Source organism: Streptomyces sp. NPDC051555 (genome assembly GCF_044454405.1).
Classification (GTDB): domain Bacteria; phylum Actinomycetota; class Actinomycetes; order Streptomycetales; family Streptomycetaceae; genus Streptomyces.
On record NZ_JBITDP010000002.1, the window covers coordinates 356,737 to 381,104 of the forward strand.

23 protein-coding genes are annotated in these 24,368 nt (G+C 74.0%); 8 read left to right on the forward strand and 15 right to left on the reverse strand.

The window, feature by feature from the left end:
* Positions 1–222 precede the first annotated feature (222 nt).
* Both ACIBEA_RS06030 and ACIBEA_RS06035 read right to left on the reverse strand, forming a co-directional pair.
* The gene (locus ACIBEA_RS06030) at positions 223–1,497 is read right to left on the reverse strand and encodes an ROK family protein (protein ID WP_399258451.1); all 1,275 of its coding nucleotides are present in this window, start codon (positions 1,495–1,497) and stop codon (positions 223–225) included.
* Between the two features lie 43 nt (positions 1,498–1,540).
* Entirely contained in the window at positions 1,541–2,296 is a 756-nt protein-coding gene (locus ACIBEA_RS06035; RefSeq protein ID WP_399258453.1) for an alpha-ketoglutarate-dependent dioxygenase AlkB family protein, read from the reverse strand.
* Positions 2,297–2,332: 36 nt separating this feature from the next.
* Here ACIBEA_RS06035 and ACIBEA_RS06040 point away from each other — a divergent pair, with 36 nt between their 5' ends.
* A complete protein-coding gene (locus ACIBEA_RS06040) occupies positions 2,333–3,073 on the forward strand; it encodes a maleylpyruvate isomerase family mycothiol-dependent enzyme (RefSeq protein ID WP_399258455.1) in 741 nt (246 codons plus the stop codon).
* 94 nt (positions 3,074–3,167) lie between these two features.
* Here ACIBEA_RS06040 and ACIBEA_RS06045 read toward each other — a convergent pair whose 3' ends face one another.
* Positions 3,168–3,662, reverse strand: a complete 495-nt coding sequence (locus ACIBEA_RS06045; protein ID WP_399258457.1) for a DUF4188 domain-containing protein — start codon at positions 3,660–3,662, stop codon at positions 3,168–3,170.
* A gap of 140 nt (positions 3,663–3,802) precedes the next feature.
* Here ACIBEA_RS06045 and ACIBEA_RS06050 point away from each other — a divergent pair, with 140 nt between their 5' ends.
* Positions 3,803–4,450, forward strand: a complete 648-nt coding sequence (locus ACIBEA_RS06050; RefSeq protein ID WP_399258459.1) for a MerR family transcriptional regulator — start codon at positions 3,803–3,805, stop codon at positions 4,448–4,450.
* Positions 4,451–4,467: 17 nt separating this feature from the next.
* Here ACIBEA_RS06050 and ACIBEA_RS06055 read toward each other — a convergent pair whose 3' ends face one another.
* Positions 4,468–5,451: a spherulation-specific family 4 protein gene (locus ACIBEA_RS06055; RefSeq protein ID WP_399258461.1), complete on the reverse strand. Its 984-nt coding sequence runs from the start codon at positions 5,449–5,451 to the stop codon at positions 4,468–4,470.
* 228 nt (positions 5,452–5,679) lie between these two features.
* Positions 5,680–6,930 (reverse strand): geranylgeranyl reductase family protein, encoded by a 1,251-nt coding sequence (locus ACIBEA_RS06060; RefSeq protein ID WP_399259042.1) that lies wholly within the window; start codon positions 6,928–6,930, stop codon positions 5,680–5,682.
* Positions 6,931–7,395: 465 nt separating this feature from the next.
* Here ACIBEA_RS06060 and ACIBEA_RS06065 point away from each other — a divergent pair, with 465 nt between their 5' ends.
* Together ACIBEA_RS06065 and ACIBEA_RS06070 are read left to right on the forward strand one after the other, a co-directional pair.
* Positions 7,396–8,760 (forward strand): dipeptidase, encoded by a 1,365-nt coding sequence (locus tag ACIBEA_RS06065; protein ID WP_399258464.1) that lies wholly within the window; start codon positions 7,396–7,398, stop codon positions 8,758–8,760.
* A gap of 89 nt (positions 8,761–8,849) precedes the next feature.
* Positions 8,850–9,545: an MBL fold metallo-hydrolase gene (locus tag ACIBEA_RS06070; RefSeq protein WP_399258466.1), complete on the forward strand. Its 696-nt coding sequence runs from the start codon at positions 8,850–8,852 to the stop codon at positions 9,543–9,545.
* Between the two features lie 93 nt (positions 9,546–9,638).
* Here the strand turns inward: ACIBEA_RS06070 and ACIBEA_RS06075 are convergent, their stop codons facing one another.
* A complete protein-coding gene (locus ACIBEA_RS06075) occupies positions 9,639–10,739 on the reverse strand; it encodes an NUDIX domain-containing protein (protein WP_399258468.1) in 1,101 nt (366 codons plus the stop codon).
* A 220-nt stretch (positions 10,740–10,959) separates the two neighbouring features.
* On the opposite strand from ACIBEA_RS06075, the gene ACIBEA_RS06080 reads away from it, so the two are divergent.
* The gene (locus ACIBEA_RS06080; RefSeq protein WP_399259044.1) at positions 10,960–11,952 is read left to right on the forward strand and encodes a LacI family DNA-binding transcriptional regulator; all 993 of its coding nucleotides are present in this window, start codon (positions 10,960–10,962) and stop codon (positions 11,950–11,952) included.
* A gap of 4 nt (positions 11,953–11,956) precedes the next feature.
* On the opposite strand, the gene ACIBEA_RS06085 is transcribed toward ACIBEA_RS06080, so the two are convergent.
* The gene (locus ACIBEA_RS06085; RefSeq protein WP_399258470.1) at positions 11,957–12,148 is read right to left on the reverse strand and encodes a hypothetical protein; all 192 of its coding nucleotides are present in this window, start codon (positions 12,146–12,148) and stop codon (positions 11,957–11,959) included.
* 159 nt (positions 12,149–12,307) lie between these two features.
* Here ACIBEA_RS06085 and ACIBEA_RS06090 point away from each other — a divergent pair, with 159 nt between their 5' ends.
* Positions 12,308–14,722, forward strand: a complete 2,415-nt coding sequence (locus ACIBEA_RS06090; RefSeq protein ID WP_399258472.1) for a WD40 repeat domain-containing protein — start codon at positions 12,308–12,310, stop codon at positions 14,720–14,722.
* A 52-nt stretch (positions 14,723–14,774) separates the two neighbouring features.
* Here ACIBEA_RS06090 and ACIBEA_RS06095 read toward each other — a convergent pair whose 3' ends face one another.
* The 5 genes from ACIBEA_RS06095 to ACIBEA_RS06115 form a co-directional block, all read right to left on the reverse strand.
* Positions 14,775–16,067: a DUF6986 family protein gene (locus ACIBEA_RS06095; RefSeq protein WP_399258474.1), complete on the reverse strand. Its 1,293-nt coding sequence runs from the start codon at positions 16,065–16,067 to the stop codon at positions 14,775–14,777.
* A 182-nt stretch (positions 16,068–16,249) separates the two neighbouring features.
* Positions 16,250–17,224, reverse strand: a complete 975-nt coding sequence (locus ACIBEA_RS06100) for an electron transfer flavoprotein subunit alpha/FixB family protein (protein ID WP_399258475.1) — start codon at positions 17,222–17,224, stop codon at positions 16,250–16,252.
* A gap of 68 nt (positions 17,225–17,292) precedes the next feature.
* Positions 17,293–18,078 carry an electron transfer flavoprotein subunit beta/FixA family protein gene (locus ACIBEA_RS06105; RefSeq protein ID WP_399258477.1) on the reverse strand — a complete coding sequence of 262 codons (786 nt, stop codon included), beginning with the start codon at positions 18,076–18,078 and terminating at the stop codon, positions 17,293–17,295.
* Between the two features lie 202 nt (positions 18,079–18,280).
* Positions 18,281–18,925, reverse strand: coding sequence for a flavin reductase family protein (locus tag ACIBEA_RS06110; protein ID WP_399258479.1), 645 nt, complete (start codon positions 18,923–18,925; stop codon positions 18,281–18,283).
* A 235-nt stretch (positions 18,926–19,160) separates the two neighbouring features.
* Complete coding sequence (locus ACIBEA_RS06115; protein ID WP_399259045.1) at positions 19,161–19,511, reverse strand: TlpA family protein disulfide reductase; 351 nt, start codon at positions 19,509–19,511, stop codon at positions 19,161–19,163.
* A gap of 215 nt (positions 19,512–19,726) precedes the next feature.
* Between ACIBEA_RS06115 and ACIBEA_RS06120 the strand changes: the two genes are divergently transcribed.
* A complete protein-coding gene (locus ACIBEA_RS06120) occupies positions 19,727–20,449 on the forward strand; it encodes a lysophospholipid acyltransferase family protein (RefSeq protein WP_399258480.1) in 723 nt (240 codons plus the stop codon).
* Between the two features lie 79 nt (positions 20,450–20,528).
* The gene (locus tag ACIBEA_RS06125; protein WP_399258482.1) at positions 20,529–21,791 is read left to right on the forward strand and encodes an MFS transporter; all 1,263 of its coding nucleotides are present in this window, start codon (positions 20,529–20,531) and stop codon (positions 21,789–21,791) included.
* A 35-nt stretch (positions 21,792–21,826) separates the two neighbouring features.
* On the opposite strand, the gene ACIBEA_RS06130 is transcribed toward ACIBEA_RS06125, so the two are convergent.
* The 3 genes from ACIBEA_RS06130 to ACIBEA_RS06140 form a co-directional block, all read right to left on the reverse strand.
* Complete coding sequence (locus tag ACIBEA_RS06130; protein WP_399258484.1) at positions 21,827–22,426, reverse strand: transglutaminase family protein; 600 nt, start codon at positions 22,424–22,426, stop codon at positions 21,827–21,829.
* A 121-nt stretch (positions 22,427–22,547) separates the two neighbouring features.
* Positions 22,548–23,609, reverse strand: coding sequence for a threonine aldolase family protein (locus ACIBEA_RS06135; protein WP_399259046.1), 1,062 nt, complete (start codon positions 23,607–23,609; stop codon positions 22,548–22,550).
* Complete coding sequence (locus ACIBEA_RS06140; RefSeq protein ID WP_354379406.1) at positions 23,606–24,367, reverse strand: SDR family NAD(P)-dependent oxidoreductase; 762 nt, start codon at positions 24,365–24,367, stop codon at positions 23,606–23,608. Before ACIBEA_RS06140 ends, ACIBEA_RS06135 begins: the two co-directional genes overlap by 4 nt.
* Position 24,368: the final 1 nt, after the last annotated feature.

A 24,368-nucleotide genomic window follows, 5' to 3' on the forward strand; every position in this document is an offset into this window, starting at 1 on the left:
AGGTCGCCGTGGCGGCGGGCCACGCGGCGGCCGGCACGGCGACGGGCCACGCCGTGGGCGTCACGGCGGCGGGCCCGGTGACCGGAACCCCACCCCTGGGCGCCCTGGGCCCCGCACCGGGATGACCGCGGCCCGCGGGCGTCCGTCGCGCCCGTCGGCCCGGCGGGCGCGACGGGCGCGACGGGCGCGACGGGCGCGACGGGCGCGACGGGCGCGGCGGGATCAGGCCGCTGCCCCCAGGGCGCCGAGCGGGTCGTCCAGAACGGGCTGCCAGGCCAGCTCGGCCGCGCCGACCAGGCTGTTGTGGTCCAGGGTGCACGGCAGGATCGGCACCCCGCCGCTGCGGCCCCACAGGCTGCGGTCCGCGACCACCGCGCGCAGCCGGTCCGGGTCCGCCTGGAGCAGCTCGCGGTGCAGGCCGCCCAGGATGATCCGGTCCGGGTTCAGGATGTTCACCAGGCCGGCGAGCCCGAGCCCGAGCCGGTCGATGAGCTCCTCCGCGGCACCCCGCACCGAGGGGTCGGCGTACTCCGCGCGCAGCAGGTCGCGGGCCTGCTGGAGCAGCGAGACCTCGGGGCCGGGGACGCGGCCCGCCGCCGTCAGGAAGGCCAGCGGGTCGGCCTCCACGTCCAGGCAACCGCGGCTGCCGCAGTGGCAGGCCCGGCCCTCCGGGTTCACCGTGAGGTGGCCGACCTCCAGCGCCAGGCCCGAACTCCCGCTGTGCAGGCGCCCGTCGAGGACGAGCGCGCCGCCGACGCCGCGGTGTCCGGTGGCCACGCAGAGCAGGTGCTGGGCACTGCGCCCGGCGCCGTGGCGGTGTTCGGCCAGCGCGGCGAGGTTGACGTCGTTGCCGGTCAGGGCCGGGCCCTCGATCCCGGCCGCGCGGACGCACCGCGCGAAGATGGACCGTACCGGCGAACCGGCGGGCCAGGCCAGGTGCAGCGGATTGAGCGCCGTGCCGTCGGGTTCCGCGACCGCGGACGGCACGGCGAGGCCGGCGCCCACGCACCGGCGCCCGCTGCTGGCCAGCAGCGCGGCGCCCGCTTCGACGACCGCGCCCAGCACCTGGGCCGGGTCGGCGGACACCTCCACCTTGCCGGGGGTGGTGGCCACGATGTGCCCGCCGAGCCCGACCAGCGCGGCCCGGAACCCGTCCGGGTGGACCTGCGCGGCCAGGACGACCGGTCCGTTCTCGTCCACCGACAGCCGGTGCGACGGGCGGCCCTGGGCGCCGCCGACACCTCCGGGGCGGGAGTCGACGCGGATCAGACCGAGCGCCTCCAGCTCGGCGGCGACGGCTCCGGCGGTGGCCCGGGTCACGCCCAGCTCGGCCGTGAGGACGGCGCGGGTCGGGGCCCGGCCGGTGTGCACCAGTTCCAGCGCCGGGCCGAGCGCGCCGCGGCCCCGCTCCAGTTTGGTCCGCGTGGACGCGCCCGTCACGTCCGTCACGTCCGTGGTCACATCCCCCGCCCGCCGCGGGGTCGTGTTGCCGTTCATGACAGCGATCCTCGCATGATCGGCCGGGCGCGGGCGCCGACCTTCAGCCCAGCCCGCTGACGCGCAGCGTGATGTTGAGGCGCCCGGTCAGGCCCAGGGCGGGCGGAGCCGTCTCCGGCAGGACTTTGGGCACCGAATGAAAGGCCCTTCGGGCCGGACCGCCGAAAACGAACAGGTCGCCGCTGCGCAGCTCCACGTCCCGGTACGGGCGACCGCGCGAGACGGTGTTGCCGAAGCGGAACACGCAGCTGTCGCCGAGGCTGAGCGAGACCACCGGCGCCGGGGAGCGCTCCTCGGCGTCGCGGTGCATGCCCATCCGGGCGTCGGCGTCGTAGAAGTTGATCAGCGCGATGTCGTACGCCGCCGGGTCGCCCGGTTCGGGGGGCGCCGCCCCGGCTCCGGCTCCGGCTCCGGCTCCGGCTCCGGCCGCGGCCACGGCCTCCCGGCCCAGCTCGGCGAGCCAGCCGGGCATCGACTTGACCGGTTCCCCGTCCCCGTCCACGACGGTGCGGGCGTAGCCGTACGGGTACCAGTGCAGCCCCAGGCAGACCTGGCGGGCGGTCATCGCGGCGCCGCCGGGGAGGTGGACCGTGCGCAGTCCGGCGGGTGGGCGCGCCCACCCGCGGCAGGCGGTCAGCAGGGCGAGCTGGCGCTCCGGGTCGAGCCAGTCGGGCACGTGGACCGCGCCGGGCGCGATCTCGGTCCGCTCGCGCGGGAAGAGCTCCGCCGGCTGCCCCGGCGGCGGTGCCGGGTCCGGGTCCGGGTCCGGGGGGAGGTCTCGAGAGTGGGGCCGCTCCATGGACCCATTGTCGGTGCCCCCTGGCACACTCGCCGCATGGAGATCATCGAGCACGTGAAGACGCTTGACCGCGAGGGCCGGTTGATGGCCGACGCGGCCGAACAGGCGGGCCCGGAGGCCCTGGTGCCGTTCTGTCCCGATTGGCGCGTGGCCGACCTGCTGCGGCACACGGGGGCGGTGCACCGGTGGGCGGCCGGGATGGTCGCGGGCGCCCTGACCGAGCCCGTTCCCTTCCCCGAGGCTCCGGAGCTGACCGGCGCTCCGCTGGTGGCCTGGTTCCGCGAGGGGCACGCCGCGCTGGTGCGGACCCTGACGGAGGCGCCCGCCGACGTGCGGTGCTGGACCTTCCTGCCGACGGACCCGCCCTCCTCGCTGGCCTTCTGGGCGCGGCGCCAGGCGCACGAGACCGCGGTGCACCGGATGGACGCGCAGGGCGCGCTGGGCGGCGCGCCCTCGCCGGTGGAGGCGCGGTTCGCCGCGGACGGGGTGGACGAGGTGCTCACCGGATTCCACGGGCGGCCGCGCAGCCGGGTGCGCACCCCGGAGCCGCGCGTACTGCGGCTGCGCGCCTCCGACACCGGCGACGCCTGGACCGTACGCCTGTCGCCCGAGCCCGCCGTCACGGTCCGCGGTGACGCGGGTCCGGCGGACTGCGAGGTGACGGGCGGGGCGGCGTGGCTGTACGCGGCCCTCTGGAACCGAGCCCCGCTGGACGGCGCCGCGGTGAGCGGTGACGCCTCGCTGGTCACGCTCTGGCAGGAGACGGCGGCCGTCTGACGTCGCCGGCACGCCCCGCCGGTCGGCCCGCGCGGGCCGACCGTCGCGCACAGGGGTGATCGGCGGCGCGGCGCGGGCCGCCGCCCCGCGCCGATCAGCCCTGCGCCCCGCGGGCGAAGCGCTCGCGGGCGGTGACCCCGCGCCGTTCGACGGGGAGGGAGCCGGTGGCGGCGGCCAGGCCATAGGGCGGCATGTCCCCGTAGATCGACTCGTACGACCCGGCGGGGACCACGTAGGTCTCGTGCCAGATCCCCACATGCCGGCGGGACCCGCGCTCGAAGCGGTTGATCATCGCCCAGGCCTTGCGGTGCAGCCGGTCCGGGGCGGCCGCGTAGTCCAGCAGCTTCTCCTTGGACTCCCAGTACTGGACCACGTAGTAGGTGCGCGGGGAACCGCTGAGGAGTTGGTGGCCCAGCAGTCCGCTGCCCGGGATCCGCTTCAGCTCACGCAGCATCCGGAGCATTCCGACGAACACGGGAACCCACTGGTGCGGCGCCCGGAAGTGATTGATCCGCATGCCGATCAGGAAGACGACGATCTCCCCTTCGGCAGCGGCCGTCGTGCGGCCGGGAATCGGTTTCGCGGACATGCCACCCCCTGGCGACGGGACGGACGGGGCCGGGGCCACCGCCCTGCTTTGGATAGTCCAACTATCCTTTCGAATGGGATAGTTACACTATTCAATGACGCCCACAAGCCCACGGCGGAGAACCCGGGGAAGGATCACCGATGCGCCTCGCGGACCTGAGCGAGCAGAGCCAGGTCTCGCTCGCGACCATCAAGTACTACCTGCGCGAGGGCCTGTTGGCCCCTGGACGGCGGATCAACGCCACGCAGGCCGAGTACGACGCGTCGCACCTGCGGCGGCTGCGGCTGGTGCGGGCCATGATCCAGGTGGGACGGATGCCCGTGGCCACCGTGCGCGAGGTACTGGCCCAGGTCGACGACGCGTCGCTCGGCCGGACCACCCGCCTCGGGGCCGCGCTCTGGGCCCTGCCCCGGGCCGCCGAGCCCGAGCCCGACGACCCGCACGTGGCCGCGGCCCGCGAGGAGGTCGACCGGATGCTCGCGGAACTCGGCTGGAGCGACGCGGCCCGGATCGGCTGGCTCTCGCCGGTCTACCGGGAGTTGGTCGCCTCGGTGGCCTCGCTGCACCGGCTCGGCTACCCGCTCGACGCGGCCGATCTCGCCCCGTACGCACTCCAGATGGAACAGACCGCGATCCACGACCTGGACCGGATGGAGCGGCTGCACGGCCCGGTGGAGCAGGTGGAATCCGCGGTGGCTTCGGCCGTGCTCTTCGAACCCGTGCTGCTGAGCCTGCGCCGCCTGGCCCAGGAACAGCAGGCCGCGCGCCGCTTCGGGCTGGAGGACTGACCGCCGCCCGGCCCGGGTCAGCCGAGGGTGGCCGCGTAGATGGTCTGCGGGCGGAACTCCCAATCCGGGCCGGCGTTCCAGGGGTTGGGCATGGCCGTGCTCGTCGCGTACGCGTAGCCCGCGCCGCGGTCGAAGGCCGTGCGCAGGGTCGTGCGCATCGCGGCGGCGTCCGGGACGTCGTGCACCAGGTGCCAGAAGGCGGTCCCTCTCGGATCGAATTCGGCGCCCGCCCGGTAGCCGGTCCGCTCGTTGAAGACGTTCCCGCCGAGCCAACCGCTGCCGGTGTAGGCGGCGTAGGTGTCCTCGAAGGTCACGAAGACGTCGGCGGTGCGGTGGTCGGGTTCGAGGTAGCAGTCGGCGATGGCGGTGCCGGGATTGTCGACGACCAGGTCGGGGGCGGCCGGGTCGACCGCCCGCATCGCTTCCTGGACGTAGCGGCGGTAGTCCGCGTAGAGGTCGCGCGTGGCATTGGCCGGGCCGCAGTCACGGCTGACGACGTCGAAGAAGATGCCGTCGACGTGCAGTCGACCGTCCGCGGTCCTGAGGTAGTTGTCCACTGACGCCTTGACCTCGGCCGGCGGCCGCTTGCCGTGGTCGGTGTGGACGTAGCCGAGCACCTTGGTGCGCTCGCCGTTGGCGGTGGTGCCGCCGCGCAGGACGTCGGCGCGGGCCCGCCACGGTGCGTCGAAGGGGGCGTCGCCGTTGCCGGGATTGAGGACGACCACGGAGGCGGCCGGGCCGGTGGCGGTCAGCTCGTCCAGCATCGGGTCGTCGGCCCACACGTACGCCGGAACCGCGACGTCCATGCCCCGCACCCCGGGTATCCGGGCCCGGACCGGCTCGCTCGGCTTGGGCGCGGGCGCCGGTCCGGACGCGGCCGGGGCCCGCTTGGAGGCGCCCCCTGAACCCTCCGCGGCCGAACAGATCGCGGGCGCCGGCGCCGCGAGGACGGCAACCGTCAGGACCGCGTAGAGGGCCCTCGATGCGCGGGTCGTGGCCATGGTGATCCTTCCTCCGGCAGCCGTCCGGGCGACGGGGCGCCGCCGCGAGGAAGACTAGAGGGGGCCAGGGGCCGGGGGCTGGAGAACCGGTTCGCTTGATACGAGGAACAGACAAGCGACTTGTCACCTTGTGACCTTGTCGGCTTGTCGGTGCGCCCGGCACGGACGAGGGCGTACGAGCGCCCGGTGCGGGTGCGAGCACCCGCGCGGGTGCTCGCACCCTCACCCCTACGCCTGAGCCCGCCCCTGCCCCTGCTCCTGCTCCTGCCGGCGGTCGAGCGCGTGCAGCGCCTTGCGGGCCAGCGGGTACGTACGGACCAGGTCGGCCAGGTTCGTCGAGCCCCGGGTGATCCGGGCGAAGGCCCGCCAGGCCGGCCCGAAGCCGATGAGCGCGGCGTGCAGCACGCCCGGCCGGGACACGAAGACGCCCATCATGCGCTTGCCCACGCCCATCTCGACGCCGAGCCCGGCCTTGACCGCGAAGGCGTAGTTGAGGGCCTGGCGGCGGGCGTCCACCGCGTCCGGCGCCTCGGAGATCTTCACGGCCCACTCCCCCGCGAGCCGCCCGGAGCGCAGCGCGAAGGAGATCCCCTCCCGGGTCCACGGCTCCAGCAGCCCGGCCGCGTCGCCCGCCACGAGCACCCGGCCGCGCGAGAGCGGCGACTGCGGCGTGCGACAGCGGGTCAGGTGCCCCGAGGAGACGGAGGGCTCGAAACCGGCCAGCCCGAGTCGGGCGATGAAGTCCTCCAGGTAGCGCTTGGTCGCGGCGCCGTCGCCCTTCGCCGAGATCACGCCGACGGTGAGGACGTCGCCCTTGGGGAAGACCCAGCCGTAACTGCCGGGCAGAGGGCCCCAGTCGATGAGGACCCGACCCTTCCAGTCCTCGGCCACGGTCGGCGGGACCGGGATCTCCGCTTCGAGACCCAGGTCGACCTGGTCCATCTCCACCCCGACATGGGCACCGATCCGGCTCGCGCTGCCGTCCGCGCCGATCACGGCGCGCCCCAGCACGGTCTCCCCGCTGCCCAGCACCACCGCGACGGTGCGCCGGTCGGGCACCGCCGGACCGTGCTGCTCGACGCGGGTCACGGCCGTACCGGTGCGCACGGTCGCGCCCGCCTTCTCGGCCTCGGCGACCAGAGCGGCATCGAACTCGGCCCGGTCGATCAGCCCGAACAGCATGCTCTTGGAGCGCCGGGTACGGGTCAGCTTGCCGTTGAGCGAGAAGGTCACCGCGTGGATGCGGTCCTTGAACGGCAGCACGAAGCCCGGTGGCAGTGCGTCCCGCGAAGGCCCGATGATGCCGCCGCCGCAGGTCTTGTAGCGCGGCAGTTCGGCCTTCTCCAGCAGCAGCACCCGCCGGCCCGCGGCGGCCGCGGCGTGCGCGGCCGATGCTCCGGCCGGCCCGGCGCCGACCACGATCACGTCCCAGACCTCACCGGAGTCCCCCTCCGTGCTCCGGAGCTCCTCCGCGCTCAGGGGCTCCTCCGCCCCCTCCTGCTCGCCCGCCCCCTCCTGCTCGCCCGACGCCTCCTGCTCGTCCGACGCCTGTGGAACGTTCGGCTCCTGCCGCCCGCCCGACTCCTGCTGCTCCCGGGCCCCTTCCGGCCGCCCGGCCGCCGTACCGGTCACCTCCGCCACTTCGCCCGCCCCCTGCGCGTCCTGCCCCGCGCCGCCCGCCTGGCCTGCGTCGCCCGCATTGCCCGCGCCGTGTACGTCGTCGCTGCTCACGATGTGCTGCTGCTCCTGATCACGCGTTGGTCCCGATGGTCCCGACGGCCCCGACGGTCCCGGGGTCCCGATGCCGGGGAAATCCTACGGCGCGAGTCCGGCTCACCCCGCTGTGGGAGGATCGGACCGTCATACGCCGTAACCCGGTGTACGCACCCCGCCCCTGTCCACACTCTTACGCAGACCAACGTCGCACCCAAAAGGAGCGTGCCCATGTCGACCGATCCGATCGTCGAGACCGTCGCCTCGCTGATGCCCCGCGCCAAGCAGGAGCTGGCCGAGCTGGTGGCCTTCCAGTCGGTTGCGGACTGGGCCCAGTTCCCCAAGAGCGAGAGCGAGGGCGCCGCGAACTGGGTCGCCGACGCGCTGCGGGTCGAGGGCTTCCAGGACGTGGCACTGCTCGACACCCCGGACGGCACCCAGTCGGTGTACGGCTTCCTGCCGGGCCCGGCGGACGCCCCGACCGTGCTGCTCTACGCGCACTACGACGTCCAGCCGCCGCTCGACGACGCCGCGTGGATCTCCCCCGCCTTCGAGCTGACCGAGCGCGACGGCCGTTGGTACGGGCGCGGCGCGGCCGACTGCAAGGGCGGATTCATCATGCACCTGCTCGCCCTGCGCGCGCTCAAGGCCAACGGCGGTGTGCCGGTCAACGTGAAGGTGATCGTCGAGGGGTCCGAGGAGCAGGGCACCGGCGGCCTCCAGCAGTACGCCGAGGCCAACCCGGAGCTGCTGACCGCCGACACCATCGTCATCGGTGACGCGGGCAACTTCCGCCTCGGGCTGCCGACGGTGACCGCGACCCTGCGCGGGATGACCCTGCTCAAGGTCAAGGTGGACACCCTGGGCGGGAACCTGCACTCCGGGATGTTCGGCGGGGCCGCCCCGGACGCGCTCGCCGCGCTGATCCGGGTGCTGGACTCGCTGCGCGCGGCCGACGGTTCGACCACCGTGGACGGGCTCGCCTCGGACGCCGTGTGGGAGGGCCTGCAGTACCCGGAGGCGGACTTCCGCGGCGACGCCCGGGTGCTCGACGGCGTCGAGCTCATCGGCAACGGCACGGTCGCGGACCGGCTGTGGGCCCGTCCGGCCGTGACCGTCCTGGGCATCGACTGCCCGCCGGTGGTCGGCGCGACCCCGTCGGTGCACGCCGGTGCGGGCGCCCTCGTCAGCCTGCGCGTGCCGCCGGGCGTGGACGTCACCGAGGCGATCAAGCTGCTGGAGGCGCACATGGTGGCGCACACCCCGTGGAAGGCGCGCCTCGAACTCGAAGTCGTCGGCCAGGGCCAGCCGTTCCAGGCGAACACCGACAGCCCTGCGTACGCGTCGATGCGTGCGGCCATGGAGGTGGCGTATCCCGGCGAGGAGATGCAGACCAGCGGCATGGGCGGATCGATTCCGCTGTGCAACACGCTGACCTCGCTGTACCCCGAGGCCGAGATGCTGCTGATCGGGCTGAGCGAGCCGGAAGCGCAGATCCACGCGGTCAACGAGAGCGTGTCGCCCGAGGAGTTGGAGCGGCTCTCGGTCGCCGAGGCGCTGTTCCTGGTCAACTACGCGGAGTCCAAGCGCGGCTGACGCCGTAGGCGGCGGGGTCCGCTCTGAGCGGACTCCGCTGCGGGTGAAGCCGGCCGCCGACCAGGGGCATCGAGGCCTACGTTCGCCCCATGGACCTCGTGGACGTCATACCGCAGCGGCTGCACATGCTCCGCTATCCGATCGGCCAGGCCTACCTGTGGCGCGACGCCGAGGCGCTGACCCTGATCGACTCCGGCCCGGTCGGCTCCGCCGCCGGGATCGAGGAGGCGATCCGCTCGCTCGGGCTGAGCCCCGAGGACCTGGAGCGGATCGTCCTGACCCACTGCCACCGGGACCACATCGGCTCCGCGGGCGAACTCGCGGCCCGCTGGGGCGCGACGGTGGTGGCGCACCGCCTCGACGCCCCGGTGATCCGCGGCGAGCTGCCGGTCCCGGAGCCGGTGCTCCTCGACTGGGAGGTCCCGTACTACGAGCGCGGGCTCACCCTGCCCGACGCGCCGCCGACCCCGGTGGACCGCGAGGTCGAGGACGGCGACGCGCTGGGCTTCGGGGACGGGGCGTACGTCGTGCACGCGCCCGGGCACACCGACGGCAGCATCGGAGTCCATCTGCCGCACCACGGCGTGCTGTTCACCGGTGACGCGGTGGCCGCGGTGGGGCAGGTGATGCTCGGGGTGTTCAACGTGGACCGCGGTCGCGCCCTGGAGTCCATGCGCCGGTTGGCCTCCCTCGCCCCGTCGGTGGCCTGTTTCGGGCACGGCGATCCGGTCACCGAGGACGCCGCGGCCACCCTGAAGGCGGCCGCGGGCGAGACCTCCGGCTGAGCGGCGTACGACCGGTCCCCGATCGAGTGACGGGAGGCGGGCGGCGGGCGGCGGGCGGCGGGCGGCCGGATCGCGGCACCGGCCGGCGCGGCCTCAGGCCGCGCCGACCGGAACGCCGGCCTCCAGGTTGAGCACGGTCGCCCGCTCCCGCGCGCGCAGGGCCCAGCGCAGCCGTTCGTACCGGTGCCGCGGGAGCAGCCCGGCGGCCTCGGCCTCGGTGACGAACCGCCAGGCCCGCAGCTCGGGCCCCGGCAGCCGTACCCGGGCCGCCGCCTCCGGGGAGAGCCGCCCTCCGTCGAAGATCAACCGCAGCCCGCCGTAGGCCGGGGAGCAGGGCGGTTCCCAGTCGATGACCAGCAGCCCGGGCGGCTGGTCGAGTACGACGCCCAGCTCCTCGGCGACCTCGCGCACCCCCGCACGGGCGGGCGCCTCTCCCGCCTCGACCACGCCACCGGGGAACTCCCAGCCGGGCTTGTACGTCGGATCCACCAGGAGCACCCGGTCGTGGTCGTCGAAGAGCAGCACCCCGGCGGCGACGGTCTCCGCGGTGGGTTCCGGGGTCTGCACGATGTCGCAGAGGGCGACCTTGTCGGAGCGCAGCGCTTCGGCGATGCACCGCGCGGTCTCCCGGGCCGTCAGGGCGCCGTTGTCGATGACGTGCGCGTCCGAGGTGAGCCAGCCGAGCGCCTCCCGGTAGGAAGCGATGTACGCCTGCGACCACGACCGGCCCCCGTCGGCTCTGCCGGACCCGTCGCCCTTGGTGCCCGCGTCGCTCCCGTCAGCCCCGTCGCTCGCGTCAGCCCCCTCACCGTCGTCACCCCCGACGGTCGCGGCCCGGGCCCGCAGGATCGTTTCCTCAGGCGCGAGCAGTACGTGCCGCACCGGGATCCGGCGCGCTGCGAGGGCCCCGAAGATCTCGTCCCGGTACTCCTGGCGCAGCAGGGTCATCGGCACCACGAGCACCCCGCCCACCTCGGCGAGCAGCGCGGCGGCGGTGTCCACGACCAGGCGCCGCCAGCTCGGCAGGTCCTGGTAGTCGGCCACCCCGTCGAGCCGTTCGCGCGGCAGCAGGAGCCGGAGGGCGTCACCGACGGTTTCGGGGTCGTACAGAGTGGCGTCCGGCAGGAGCCCGGTCAGTTCACGGGCCGTGCTGGTCTTTCCGGCCCCGAAAGCACCGTTGATCCAGACAATCACGATTACCCCTCTTCCCGAAACTCCCAGGGCCCGTCCGAACCCCCAGTGGCTTGCCCGCACCAGCCCGTCGCGGAAACCCGGTAATCGGCCGAGGTGCTTATCCTCAAGGTCAGCGCGTTGCGACCGGACGCGCGACCGCCGTGCCCGCCCTCACCGGAGGTTCCCCACCGTGCCGCACTCCCGCCGTTCGCCCGAGCCCCGCTACGGCCGGCGGCCGACGATGAAGGACGTGGCGGCCCGGGCGGGGGTCGGCCTGAAGACCGTGTCCCGGGTCGTCAACGACGAGCCCGGCGTCACCCCCGACACCGAGAAGCGGGTCCACGACGCCATCGACGAGCTGGGCTTCCGGCGCAACGACAGCGCCCGGGTGCTGCGCAAGGGCCGCACCGCGACGATCGGACTGGTCCTGGAGGACCTCGCCGACCCGTTCTACGGGCCGCTCAACCGGGCCGTGGAGGAGGTCGCGCGGGCCAACGGCGCCCTGCTGATCAACGGTTCCAGCGCGGAGGACCCGGACCGGGAGAAGGAGTTGGCGCTCGCGCTGTGCGCGCGCCGGGTGGACGGCCTGATCGTCATCCCGGCCGGTGACGACCACCGCTACCTGGAGCCGGAGATCCGGGCCGGGGTGGCCACGGTGTTCGTGGACCGCCCGGCCGGCCTGATCGACGCGGACGTGGTGCTCTCGGACAGCTTCGGCGGCGCCCGCGACGGGGTGGCCCACCTGATCGCCCACGGCCACCGCCGGATCGGATTCGTCGGCGACCATCCCCACATCCACACGGCCACGGAGCGGCTGCGCGGCTACCGCACGGCCATGGCCACCGCCGGGCTCGCGGTGGACGGGGCGTGGGAGGCCCTCGGCCCGACCTCCCCGGAGCGGGTCACCGCGGCGGTCACGGCCATGCTCGCGGGCCCTGACCCGGTCACCGCCGTCTTCGCGGGCAACAACCGGGTGACGGTGACGGCGGTGCGCGTCCTGGCCGCGGCGGCCGCCTCCGGAGCGCGGCCCGTGGCGCTGGTGGGCTTCGACGACTTCGAGCTGGCGGACCTGATCCGTCCCGCCGTCTCCGTGGTCGCCCAGGACGCGGCGGCCCTGGGCCGCGTCGCGACCGAACGTCTCTTCCAGCGGCTGGCCGGGGCGGACCTGCCGCCTTCGCGGATCGAGCTGCCGACCCGCCTGATCGCCCGCGGCTCGGGCGAGGTCCGCCCGTAGGCCGTCACCGGATGAGGCCGCGCAGGACGGGCACCGCGCCGCCCCCCGCGGTCAGCCCGGCGAGGACGGACAGGGCGGGATGGGCGCCTCCCAGATGCGTGAGCACGCCCACCGCGCAGCCGATGAGCACGGCCGTCACGAGGACGAAGGCGGTGTGCAGGGTCAGGAAGGGCTCGGGGAGCGGCTGGTTCGTCATGCCCCGATGTCACCAGCCCGGACGGCCCTCGAGCACCGGTACCGAACGAAGCCGGACGCTTTCCGATCGACCCCGAACCCCCCTGAACGGCGGGGGTGTTCCGTTCTGTTCGGCGAAGTCCCGGACCGATCGGCCGCAGCCGTTCTAACCTGGTGGGCGATGGATCCACCGAACAGCTTCGACGAGGAACTACGGGCCTTCGCAGCCGAGTTGCGCACGCTACGGGACGAGCGCGGGCACCGCTCGTACCGGGAGCTCGCGGGTCGCGCGGGCCGGTCCGACAGCGGCATCCGGTTGCCGGTCGCGACCCAGAGCGACGCCTTCAGCGGTAAGCGGCTGCTCGGCTTCGACACGCTGATGGGGCTCGTACGGATCCTCTACGCCTACGACGCCTTCGGCCAGGAGATCGCGGTGCCCCCGCACTCCGCACCCGAGTTGGAGCGGTGGCGCCGCGACTGGCGCGCCCTCGCCGCGCTGCGACCCACGCCGACGGGCCGACGGACGGCGTCGCCCGAGCCCGTACCCGCGCCCGTACCGGCGGGCGGGCGCGCGCCCTCGCACGGAGCCGCACCCGCACCCCCGCCGGTGCCCGCGTCCGAGCCCCGGCCCGCCCCCGAGCCCCATCCGGCCCGCGCCCCGGCGGGCCGTGGGAACGCCGAGGAATCGGGAGCCTCCGCGGCGCCTCCCCCGCCCCCGGCCCTGTTCACCCCCCGCCACCGCCTGTCGCGCCATGCCGGTGCGGTCTGGAGCGTGGCCTTCTCCACGGACGGCCGGCTGCTCGCCACCACCTGCGAGGACGATCGGGTACGGATCTGGCACACCGGGACGGGGAAGCAGTTCGCCGCTTCGCTCCCCGGCACCTTTCCGGTGCTGTTCACCCCGGAGGGACGGATCCTGGTGACGGACGCCGGGAACCGCACCACCGTGCACCAGTTCGCGACCAGGACCCTCTCCCCCGCGGGACCCCCACTGGTCGCCGCCGGCGCGCCGATCCGCATGATGGCCTACGCCCCCGAACCGGCTCTCCTGGCCGTGCTCGACTTCGAGGGGGACGTACGGCTGTGGAACCCGGCCTCCGGCGACGGTGCGGCCCTGATCGACTCCGAGGTGCAGGACCCGCAGGACCTGCGCACGCTCGTCCAGGTCCCCGACGGGCGCCTGCTCGGCGCCGGGCACGGCGCCCGGGTGTGGAACCTGCTGCACCCGCACCCCGGGACGGGGGAGCCGATCGGCCCGCGGGTGGACGCCCCGGGGGTGCTGGCTCTCTCCCCCGACGGCCGGTCGGTCGCCTTCGGCCGTGCCGACGGCACCGCGGGCGTGCTCGGCACCCGGCCCGGACTCCCGCTCGTCCCGCTCACCGGCCATCGGGACGCGATCCACGCCCTGGCCTTCCGCGCCGACGGCCGGCTGCTCGCCAGCACCTCCGCCGACGGGACGGTCCGGCTCTGGGACCCCCGCACCGGGCTCCCGGCGGCCCCGCCCCTCACCCCGCACGACGGCGCCGTCGGAGCCGTCGGAGCCGTTAACGGAGTGGCCTTCTCCCCCGACGGGCGGCTGCTGGCCGCCGCCGGCGCCGACGGGACGGTGGTCCTGTACGAACGGGCGGCCCCCGCCCCGGAGCCCACGGTCGCCACCCGCGCGCTGGCCACGGCGGTGCGGGCCCGCCAGCCCGTCCAGCTGCCGCCGTTGAAGGTCGCCGGCGCCCTCGTCCGGGTCGCCTTCGCGCCCTCCGGTCAGGTACTGGCCGCGACCACCGGCGGGCGGTCGGTGCTGCTGCACGATCCCGTCACCGGGCGGGCCCTCGGCGAAGCGCTCGTCGACCCGCCGACCCTGCCCTGGGCCCTCGCCTTCACCCCGGACGGCGGCCTGTTGGCGACCGCTTCCGTGGGACGGTCCGTGTGCCTGCGCGATCCGGTCGAGCCGTGGTCGGGGCGCTCCGTCGAGACCGGGCACACCGGCGCCGTGAAGAAGATCGCCTTCTCGCCGGACGGACGGCAGATGGCGACGGGCGGTGCGGACGCCACCGTCCGGCTCTGGGACCGGGCCACCGGGCAGCTCACCGCGTCCTTGACCGAGCACACCAACGAGGTGGTCGGGCTGGCCTACTCGCCCTACGGCCTGCATCTGGCCAGCTCGGGCGCGGACGGGCAGGTCCTGCTGTGGGACAAACACCTACGGGCCCTCGTGGGCAGGTTCGGCCGGCTCGGCGGGGGCACGGCCTGGGCGGTCGGCTTCTCCCCCGACGGCGGCCGGCTCGCCGCGGCCCTGGCGGACGGCGGCGTGCGGTTCTGGGAGCCGCTGACCGGCCTACCGGTCGGCTCCGCCGGCTTCGGGGTCGGGCACACCGGCGCCGTCTACGACCTGGCCTTCTCGCCGGACGGGGAGCTGCTGGCCAGCGCCGGCGAGGACGGCAGGGTGCTGCTCTGGGACGTCACGTCGGGCGAGCGGGTCGGCCACCCCCTGACTGGGCACACCGGCGCCGTCAACGGCCTCGCCTTCTCCCCCGACGGCACCCTGCTGGCCACGGCGGGCCGGGACGGCACCCTGCGCCGCTGGATCGTCGGATCCGGGTGAAAGCGGCGGGGCCCGGCCGGAGTCCTCTCCGGCCGGGCCCCGCCGGGCCGGCTCAGGCGTGCAGGGTGGCCGAACGGCGCGGGATCGCGAAGGAGTCCAGCTCGGCGCGGGTCAGCCCGGTGAGCGCGGCGACCTCGTCGGCGCCGACCGCGCCGCAGTCCAGGCCGCGGACCAGGTAGCCGGCCAGGGCCTTGGCGGTGGCGGGCTCGTCCATCACGTCGCCCTCGATCTTGGCGACGTAGGCCTTCAGGCGCGCGGCGGCGGCTTCCAGGCCCTCGCGGTAGAAGACGAAGACGGCCGCGTAACGGGTCGGCAGGTGCGCCGGGTGCATGTCCCAGCCCTGGTAGTAGGCGCGGGCCAGGGCGCGGCGGGTGAGGCCGTAGTGCAGCTTCCACGCCTCGTGGACCTGCTCGGTGGTGCCGACGGGCTTGACGTTGGTCGAGCCGTCGGAGACGCGTACGCCGGTGCCCGCGGCCGCGACCTGCATGATCGCCTTGGCGTGGTCGGCGGCCGGGTGGTCGCTGGACTGGTAGGCGGCCGAGACGCCGACGCAGGCGCTGTAGTCGAAGGTGCCGTAGTGCAGACCGGTGGCGCGGCCCTTGGCGGCCTCGATCATCCGGGCCACGGTGGCGGTGCCGTCGGAGGCCACGATGGACTGGCTGGTCTCGATCTGGATCTCGAAGCCGATCCGGCCCAAACGCAGCCCGCGGCGGGTCTCGAAGGCCTCCAGCAGCGCGACGAAGGCGCTGACCTGCTCGGCGTAGGTCACCTTGGGCAGGGTCAGGACGAGGCCCTCGGGCAGGCCGCCGTGCTCCAACAGGCCGGAGAGGAAGACGTCCGTGGTGCGGATGCCGCGGTCGCGGACGTTGGACTCCATGCACTTCATCCGGATGCCCATGTACGGGGCGTTGGTGCCGTTGGAGAAGGCCTCCGAGACGAGGCGGGCGGCGCGGGCCGCGGCCTGGTCCTCCTCCTCGTCGGAGCGGACGCCGAAGCCGTCCTCGAAATCGACGCGGAGGTCCTCGACGGGCTCGCTGAGGAGCTTGGCGCGCACGCGGTCGTAGACCGGTACCGCCAGTTCGTCGCTGATGCCGAGTACCTTGGCGAAGGTGGCCGCGTCCGGGGCGTGCTCGTCGAGGGCGGCCAGCGCCTGGTCGCCCCAGGAGCGGATGGTGTCCGCGGCGAAGACGTCGCCGGGGACGTAGACGGTGTGGATGGGCTGGCGGGTGCCGGGGTCGCCGGGGTAGTGGCGCGCGAGTTCCGCGTCCACCGGTGCGAGGGAGGCGCTGATGCCCTCGCTGACCGCGCCTGCGAGGCTGGTCGCCACCTTCTCCTGCTGACCCATCGTGCACTCTCCTCTTTTCCGCTACACGGAAGCATTGATCCGCATAGCAGAATTTAGTCAGCACATTCCGCTCCGTCAATGGTTGCCGGAAACAGCACGGGGCCGCGTGGCGAGAGTCACCACGCGGCCCCGGGGCACAGCGTCTACGCAGGTCAGGTCCGGTCGACGACCGGAACCCGAGCTCAGCCCTTGCGGGCCTGGATCTCTTCGGTCAGCTGCGGGACGACCGCGAAGAGGTCGCCGACCACGCCGTAGTCGACCAGGTCGAAGATCGGGGCCTCGGAGTCCTTGTTGATGGCCACGATGGTCTTCGAGGTCTGCATGCCCGCGCGGTGCTGGATCGCGCCGGAGATGCCCGAGGCGATGTAGAGCTGCGGGGAGACCGACTTGCCGGTCTGGCCGACCTGGTTGGAGTGCGGGTACCAGCCGGCGTCCACGGCGGCGCGGGAAGCGCCGACGGCCGCACCGAGCGAGTCGGCGAGCGACTCGATGATGTGGAAGTTCTCGGCGCCGTTGACGCCGCGGCCGCCGGAGACCACGATCGCGGCCTCGGTCAGCTCCGGGCGACCGGTCGACTCGCGCGGGGTGCGGGAGACGACCTTGGTGCCGGTGGCCAGCGCGCCGAAGGTGACGGCGAGCGCCTCGACGGCGCCCGCGGCCGGGGCGGCCTCGACCGGAGCCGAGTTCGGCTTGACGGTGATGACCGGAGTGCCCTTGGAGACGCGGGACTTGGTGGTGAAGGACGCGGCGAAGGCGGCCTGCGTCGCGACCGGGCCCTCGTCACCCGCCTCCAGGTCGACGGCGTCCGTGATGATGCCGGAGCCGATGCGGACGGCCAGGCGGGCCGCGATCTCCTTGCCCTCGGCGGAGGAGGGGACGAGGACCGCCGCCAGGGAACCCGCGGCGGACACGGCGTCGTAGGCGGCCTGGAGGGCGTCCACCTTCGGCACGACGAGGTACTCGGTGAACTCGGGGGCGTCGGCGGTGAGCACCTTGACCGCGCCGTGCTCGGCGAGCACGGCGGCGGTGTCGGCCGCGCCGGCGCCCAGGGCGACGGCGACGGGCTCGCCGATGCGGCGGGCGAGGGTCAGCAGCTCAAGGGTGGGCTTGCGGACGGCGCCGTCCACGTGGTCGACGTAGACGAGGACTTCAGCCATGGGAATGCTCCTGCGAAAGCGAAGTAGTCAGGGGAGGTGGGGCGTGACCGTGTGTGCGGCCGAAGCTCTTAGATGAACTTCTGGCCGGCCAGGAACTCGGCCAGCTGCTTGCCGCCCTCGCCCTCGTCCTTGACGATCGTGCCGGCGGTGCGGGCCGGGCGCTGCGCCGCGGAGTCGACCGCGGTCCAGGAGCCCTCGAGGCCGACCTCGTCCGCGTCGATCTCCAGGTCGGACAGGTCCCAGGCCTCGACCGGCTTCTTCTTCGCGGCCATGATGCCCTTGAAGGACGGGTAGCGGGCTTCGCCCGACTGGTCCGTCACGGACACGAGGGCCGGCAGGGAGGCCTCCAGCTGCTCGCTGGCGGTGTCGCCGTCACGGCGGCCCTTGACGGTGCCGCCCTCGACCTTGACCTCCGAGAGCAGGGTGACCTGCGGGACGCCCAGGCGCTCGGCCAGGATCGCCGGGAGGACGGCCATGGTGCCGTCGGTCGAGGCCATGCCGGTGATGACCAGGTCGTAACCGGCCTTCTCGATGGCCTTGGCTAGCACCAGCGAGGTGCCCATGACGTCGGTGCCGTGCAGGTCGTCGTCCTCGACGTGGATCGCCTTGTGGGCACCCATGGACAGCGCCTTGCGCAGCGCGTCCTTGGCGTCCTCGGGGCCCACCGTCAGGACGGTGATCTCCGCGTCGTCGGCCTCGTCGGCGATCTGCAGCGCCTGCTCGACGGCGTATTCGTCGAGCTCCGACAGCAGGCCGTCGACGTCGTCGCGGTCGACGGTCAGGTCATCGGCGAAGTGCCGGTCGCCGGTGGCGTCGGGCACGTACTTCACACAGACAACGATCCTCAAGCTCACGCCGGCTCTCCTACTGCATCGTCTTTACTGGTGCTGCCTTGATGCAGGCAGCATAGGCGCCTTGTGGGGCCGATCCCGGTCGGGGCGGCCCGCGCTCCTACGGGAATGTTACTCGCCAGTACACCCTGGCTCCCCTCCGGTTGCAAGGCCGGCGAACTGTGACCTTGCCAACGCCGGACGGACCCGCCCCAGCAGGGACGATTCAGTCGCGCAACGCGTTGAAGCGCCCCTGGTGGTACAGCAGGGGACGACCTTCCCCGACGGGGTCCCCGGCAACCGCCTCCGCGATGACCACCCGGTGCGCACCCGCCGGAACGCGGGCCACGATCCGGCAGACCAGCCAGGCCAGCACGCCGTCCAGCAGCGGGACCCCGTGCGGGCCGGCGGTCCAGTCGGTGGCCGGACCGAAGCGGTCGGCCCCGCTCCGGGCGAACAGCCCGGCCAGCTCCCGCTGGTGCTCGCCGAGTATATGGACCCCGAGGTGTTCGGAGTCACGTATCGCGGGCCAGCTGGAGGACCCGGTGCCGATGGTGAAGGAGAGCAACGGAGGGTCGGCGGAGACGGAGTTGAGCGAGGTGGCCGTGAAGCCCACCGGTCGGCCGCCGCTCGCGGAGGTGATCACCGCGACCCCGGCGGCGTGCTGCCGGAAGACGGAGCGCAGCAGGTCGGGCGAACCGGGGAGGACGGACTCGGGGTCCGTGGGGCGGGCGTCCGCAGAGCCGGCGTCGGCGGGGCGGGCATCGGCGGGGGCGGCGCCCGTGGAGCGGGCCTCCGGGGAGCCGGCGTCCGCGCGGGTGGCGGCCGGGGCGATGGTGGCCGGGGCGGTGGTGGCGGTCAGCGCCGTCATCGAAATGTCTCTTCCTTCTGCAGCGTCGTCTGTCCCGGCCGGGTCGCCGGAGGAGGTGGGGGCGATCAGTGACCCCGACAGCGCGCGCTCGCGTACCGGACCAGGTCGAGGTGGACCCGTCCGTAAAGCAGGAGTTCGTACCGCATGCCGAAAGACTGGCGATCACCGGCGCGCACAGTCAAGCGGCAGCCTGCACATTGTCAGGTGCGTCACGCTCCGTGGGGCGGGCACCGGTTCAGACGGCCGCGCCGAGGGCTGCGATCACGTCCGCCTTGCGGGGCATCCCGACCGCCCGGCGCACGATCCGGCCCGCCGCGTCCAGGACCAGCACCGTCGGGGTCTTGCGCACCCCCAGCTCGCGGACCAGCACGAGGTGGTCCTCGGCGTCGATCTCGATGTGCGCGACGCCCTCGACCATGGCCGCCACCTCGGCCAGGATCCGGCGGGTGGCCCGGCAGGGCTGGCAGAACGCGCTGGAGAACTGGACCAGGGTGGCCCGCTCCCCCGGTTCGGCGCCCAGTTCCGCCCGCCCCAGCCGCCGCTCGCCGCGGTGCTCCCCCGCCGGCTCCCCGCCCTGGTCCCGCACGTGCTCTCCCGTCGTCGCGGCCCGTTCGTCCGTACGGTCATCCGAGCGCCCGCCCGGCGCGCCGCATTCCCGGCGTGACAAGAATCTCTCCTGGTCGGGGCATCTGGACTGGCCACCGGGGCAGGTATGGGGCACGATCCCCATGGCTACGTACCTACGATGGCGTAACTTACGGCCGGGAGTACCTCCCCAGGCAGAAAGCGGGGTCTCCCCACATGGCTGAGTTCGTCTACCCCCCGGTGATCGGCGCGGCGCACACGCTCTTCAAGGCGCTGGACGTCCGCATCGACATGAAGGGCACCGAGAACATCCCCCGCAAGGGCGGTGCGGTGCTCGTCTCCAACCACGTCGGTTACCTGGACTTCATCTTCGCCGGGCTGACCGCGCGGCCGTCCAAGCGGCTCGTCCGCTTCATGGCCAAGGAGTCGGTGTTCCGGCACAAGGTGTCCGGCCCGCTGATGCGCGCGATGAAGCACATCCCGGTCGACCGCACGCAGGGCGAGTCCGCCTACCAGCTCGCCCTCGACTCGCTGCGCGGCGGCGAGATCATCGGGGTGTTCCCCGAGGCGACGATCTCGCAGTCCTTCACGCTGAAGAGCTTCAAGTCCGGTGCGGCGCGGATGGCGCAGGAGGCCGGGGTCCCGCTGATCCCGGTGGCGCTGTGGGGCACCCAGCGGATGTGGACCAAGGGCCACCCGAAGGACCTGCGGCGCAGCCACATCCCCGTGACGATGCGCGTGGGCGAGCCCATGGAGGCGCCGACCGACCAGTTCGCCGGCGCGATCACGCGGCGGCTGCGCGAGCGGGTGCAGGAGCTCCTGGACGCCGCGCAGCGGGCGTACCCGGCGAAGCCGAAGGGCACGGACGACTCGTGGTGGCTGCCGGCGCACCTCGGCGGTACGGCGCCCACCCCCGCCCAGGTCCGCGAAGCGGGCTGACGGGCCCGGGCCGGACGGCCCTCTCCATCCCCCCTCCACCCCCGCGGAGTACCGTCTCGACCCGGGGGGTGGTGGTCCTGTGCGCGGGTTCAAGCGGTACCTGGCGGCGGCGCTGGCCGGCCGGTTCGCGTCCGAGGGGATGGGCATCGCGCTGGTGCTGCTGGCACTGGAACGGACCGGGAGCGCCGCGAACGGCGCCTTCGTCCTGACGGCCTGGTTGGCACCGCACGTCCTGGCGGCCCCGCTCGCGGGAGCCGCCGCCGCGCGGACCCCGCGCCCCCGGCTCTTCCACGTGGGCGCCCTCGTCTGCTTCACGCTGGCCGTGGCGACCCTGTCGGTGCTGGTGGGCCGGGCCCCGGTCCCCGTGGTGATCGCGGTGGCGGTGGCCGGTGGCAGCTGCGGACCGATGGTCACGGGCGGGCTGTCCAGCCTGGTGGCCTCGCTGGTCCCGGCGGGCGCCGGGCGCGACCAGGCCTACGCCTGGGACGCGGCGACCTACAACGCGGCGGGCGTCACCGCCCCGGCCGTGGTGGGCCTGGTCGCCTCGCTCGGTTCGGCGGGCCCGGCGATGGCCGTACTGGCCTGCTCGGGCGCGCTGGCCGCCGTCCTGGCCGCCCTGCTCCCGTACGAGGACCCCCGCGCCGGCCGCCGGGACGCGGCGCCCCGGCCCACCGCGGGCGGCGGGTTCGCCGCCCTGTGGCGGGTCCGCGAGCTGCGGGCGATCTCCGCGGCGACCACCTTGGCCTTCGTCGGCATCGGCGCGCTGAGCACCACGGCGGTCCTGCTCGCCCGCAGCCTCGGCGCCCCCGGCGCCGGGGGCGCCCTGATGACGGCCTTCGCCGTGGGCGCGCTGTCGGGATCCGTGCTGCTGGCCCGGCGGCGGGCCTCCGGGCGCGCGGACGATCCCGGACTGCTGGCGCGCTGGGCGCTGGGCGGCACCGGGGTCGCGCTGGTCGCGGTCGCGTTCGCGCCGACGGTACCGCTGGCCGCGGCCGGCTTCGCGCTGGCGGGGGTGTGCGACGGCCCCCTGCTGACGGCGACGCTGCGGATCCGGGCCGAGCACGCGCCGGACGCGGTGCGGGCCCAGGTCTTCACCCTGGGCGCCGGACTCAAGGTCACGGCGGCGGCCGCCGGGGCGGCCCTGGTGGGCCTCGCGGCGGGGCGGCCGCCCGGGATGCTGGTCCTGGGCATCGCGGCGCTCCAGCTCGCCGCCGTGGTCGTGCACCGGGCGGCCGCGGGCCCCGCCCGGCCGGCCGCCGCGCCGCTCCCCGCGCCCGCCGCCGTGCCGCCCGCCCCCGTCGCGCCGCGGGACGCCCCGCAGGACGCCCCCGCCGGGCCGTAGGGGCGCCCCGCCTACAGACCGGCCTACAGACCCGCCTACAACCCCGTCGGCAGCAGGTCCCACAGGGCCTTGCGGTCGGGGGCCGCACGCAGGGCGTCGAGCACCGGCGCGGGCGGGGCGGCGTACAGGGTCGGGTAGTCGATCTCGCCCAGTTCCGGACGGACCGGGAAGGCCAGCCGCTCGACCTCCAGCGAGAACCGGGCGTCCACCCCCGGCTTGTTGCCGCGCGGGTCGATCCGGGACCACGTGGTGCGGCCGGGCAGCCGCAGGGCCACCAGGCCGTGGACGACCGCGCCCGAGCCGTCGTCGTCCGCCAGGAGCTGGTAGCAGAGCCCGGTCGGGACGTCCCGGGCGCGCAGCAGCGCGGTCAGGGCGTGGGCCTTGGCGTAGCAGATGCCGGTGCGCAGGCGCAGGACGTCGGAGGCCCGCCAGGTGACGCGCGGATCGTCGACGTCGTTCGAGTGCGGGACGGTGTCGCGGACGAAGACGAAGGCGGCCTCGGCGTATGAATATGCATCGCCGGTCTCGGCCCAGAGGGCTGCGGCGGTCTCCTGTACGAGTGGGTGACCGTGATCTATGACCTCGTCAGCCACGAGATAGGAGGTGAGGTCGGGATGCTCCGGGGTTGGTTCCATGATCGAGAGCATAGGTATACCCCGCACCGCAAGTCTATAGATTTACGGTGCGGGGTATGTTCATGCATGCGGTTGTCACGGCCCGCGTGTCAGGCGACCGGGCCGTCGGACGGTGGGGCCGTCAGCGCGCCAGCTCTTCCTTCAACGCCTGGAGAAAGCCGTCGACGTCCTCCTCCTCGGTGTCGAAGCCGCACATCCAGCGCACGTCGCCCGCCACCTCGTCCCAGAAGTAGAAGCGGAAACGCTTCTGCAGGCGGCGCGACACCTCGTGCGGCAGCCGCGCGAACACCGCGTTGGCCTGCACCGGATAGAGGATCTCCACCCCGTCCAGCTCCCGCACTCCCGCCGCCAGCCGCTGCGCCATCGCGTTCGCGTGCCGGGCGTTGCGCAGCCACAGGTCCTTCGCGAGCAGCGCTTCGAGCTGCACCGAGACGAACCGCATCTTGGAGGCCAGCTGCATCGACATCTTGCGGACGTGCTTCATCTGCCGGACGGCGTCCGGGTTGAGCACCACGACGGCCTCGCCGAAGAGCATGCCGTTCTTCGTGCCGCCGTACGAGAGCACGTCGACCCCGACCGCGTTGGTGAACGCGCGCATCGGCACGTCCAGCGACGCCGCCGCATTGGATATCCGGGCCCCGTCGAGGTGGACCTTCATGCCCAGCCCGTGCGCGTGCTCGCAGATGGCCCGGATCTCGTCCGGGGTGTAGACCGTGCCCAGTTCGGTGTTCTGCGTGATGGACACGACCTGCGGCATCGCCCGGTGCTCGTCCTCCCAGCCCCAGGCCTGCCGGTCGATCAGCTCGGGCGTGAGCTTGCCGTCCGGCGTCGCCACGGTGAGCAGCTTGAGGCCCGCCATGCGCTCGGGCGCACCGCCCTCGTCGACGTTGATGTGGGCCGACTCGGCGCACACCACCGCGCCCCAGCGGTCGGTCAGGGCCTGCAGAGCCGTCACGTTGGCACCGGTGCCGTTGAAGACCGGGTAGGCCTCGGCGTACGGGCCGAAGTGGCTGCGGATGACCTTCTGGAGGTGCGCGGTGTACTCGTCGTCGCCGTAGGCGACCTGGTGGCCGCCGTTGGCGAGGGCTATCGCGGCCAGGACCTCGGGATGCGCTCCCGCGTAGTTGTCGCTCGCGAAGCCGCGCACCGCCGGGTCGTGGTGCCGGCGGGCGTCGGTCCTCAGGGTTGCGGGGTCAGCCACAGACGCTGTCCGTTCACTTCGGTGGCGGGCCGCTCCCAGACGCCGGTGATGGCCTCGGCCAGCTCCTTGACGTCGGTGAAGCCCGCGAACTTCGCAGTGGGTCGCTCGGCGCGCATCGCGTCGTGCACCAGTGCCTTGATGACCAGGATCGCAGCTGCGGCGCCCGGGCCGTCCTCACCTCCCGCCTTGCGGAAGGAGTCGGCGAGCGCCAGGGTCCACGCCTCGGCCGCCGCCTTGCCCGCGTTGTACGCGGCGTTGTTGGCGACCGGCTTGTGCGCGCCGGACTGGCTCACCAGGACGTAGCGACCGCGGCCGCTGCGCAGCAGGCCGTCGTGGAACGCGAGCGAGGTGTGCTGGACGGTGCGGATGAGGAGCTTCTCCAGGAAGTCCCAGTCCGCCAGGTCCGTCTCGGTGAAGGACGTGCTGCCGCGCCAGCCGCCGACGAGGTGGACGACGCCGTCGACCGAGCCGAACTCCTTCTCGGTCCGGGCGGCCCACTCCTTGGTGGCGTCCAGGTCGAGCAGGTCGACGGTGTCACCGGTGACGGTGGCCCCGCCGTGGGCGTAGCGGGCCGCGTCCACCGCTTCCGCGAGGCGCGCCGCGTCCGCGTCGGCCGCTATCACCGTGGCACCCGCCTCGGCGAGGCGGATCAGCGTGGCGCGGCCGGCGGGCCCGCCGGCCCCCGCCACCGCCACGACCGCTCCGCTGAGCTTCCCGTTTCCGTTCCCGGAGCCGTTCATC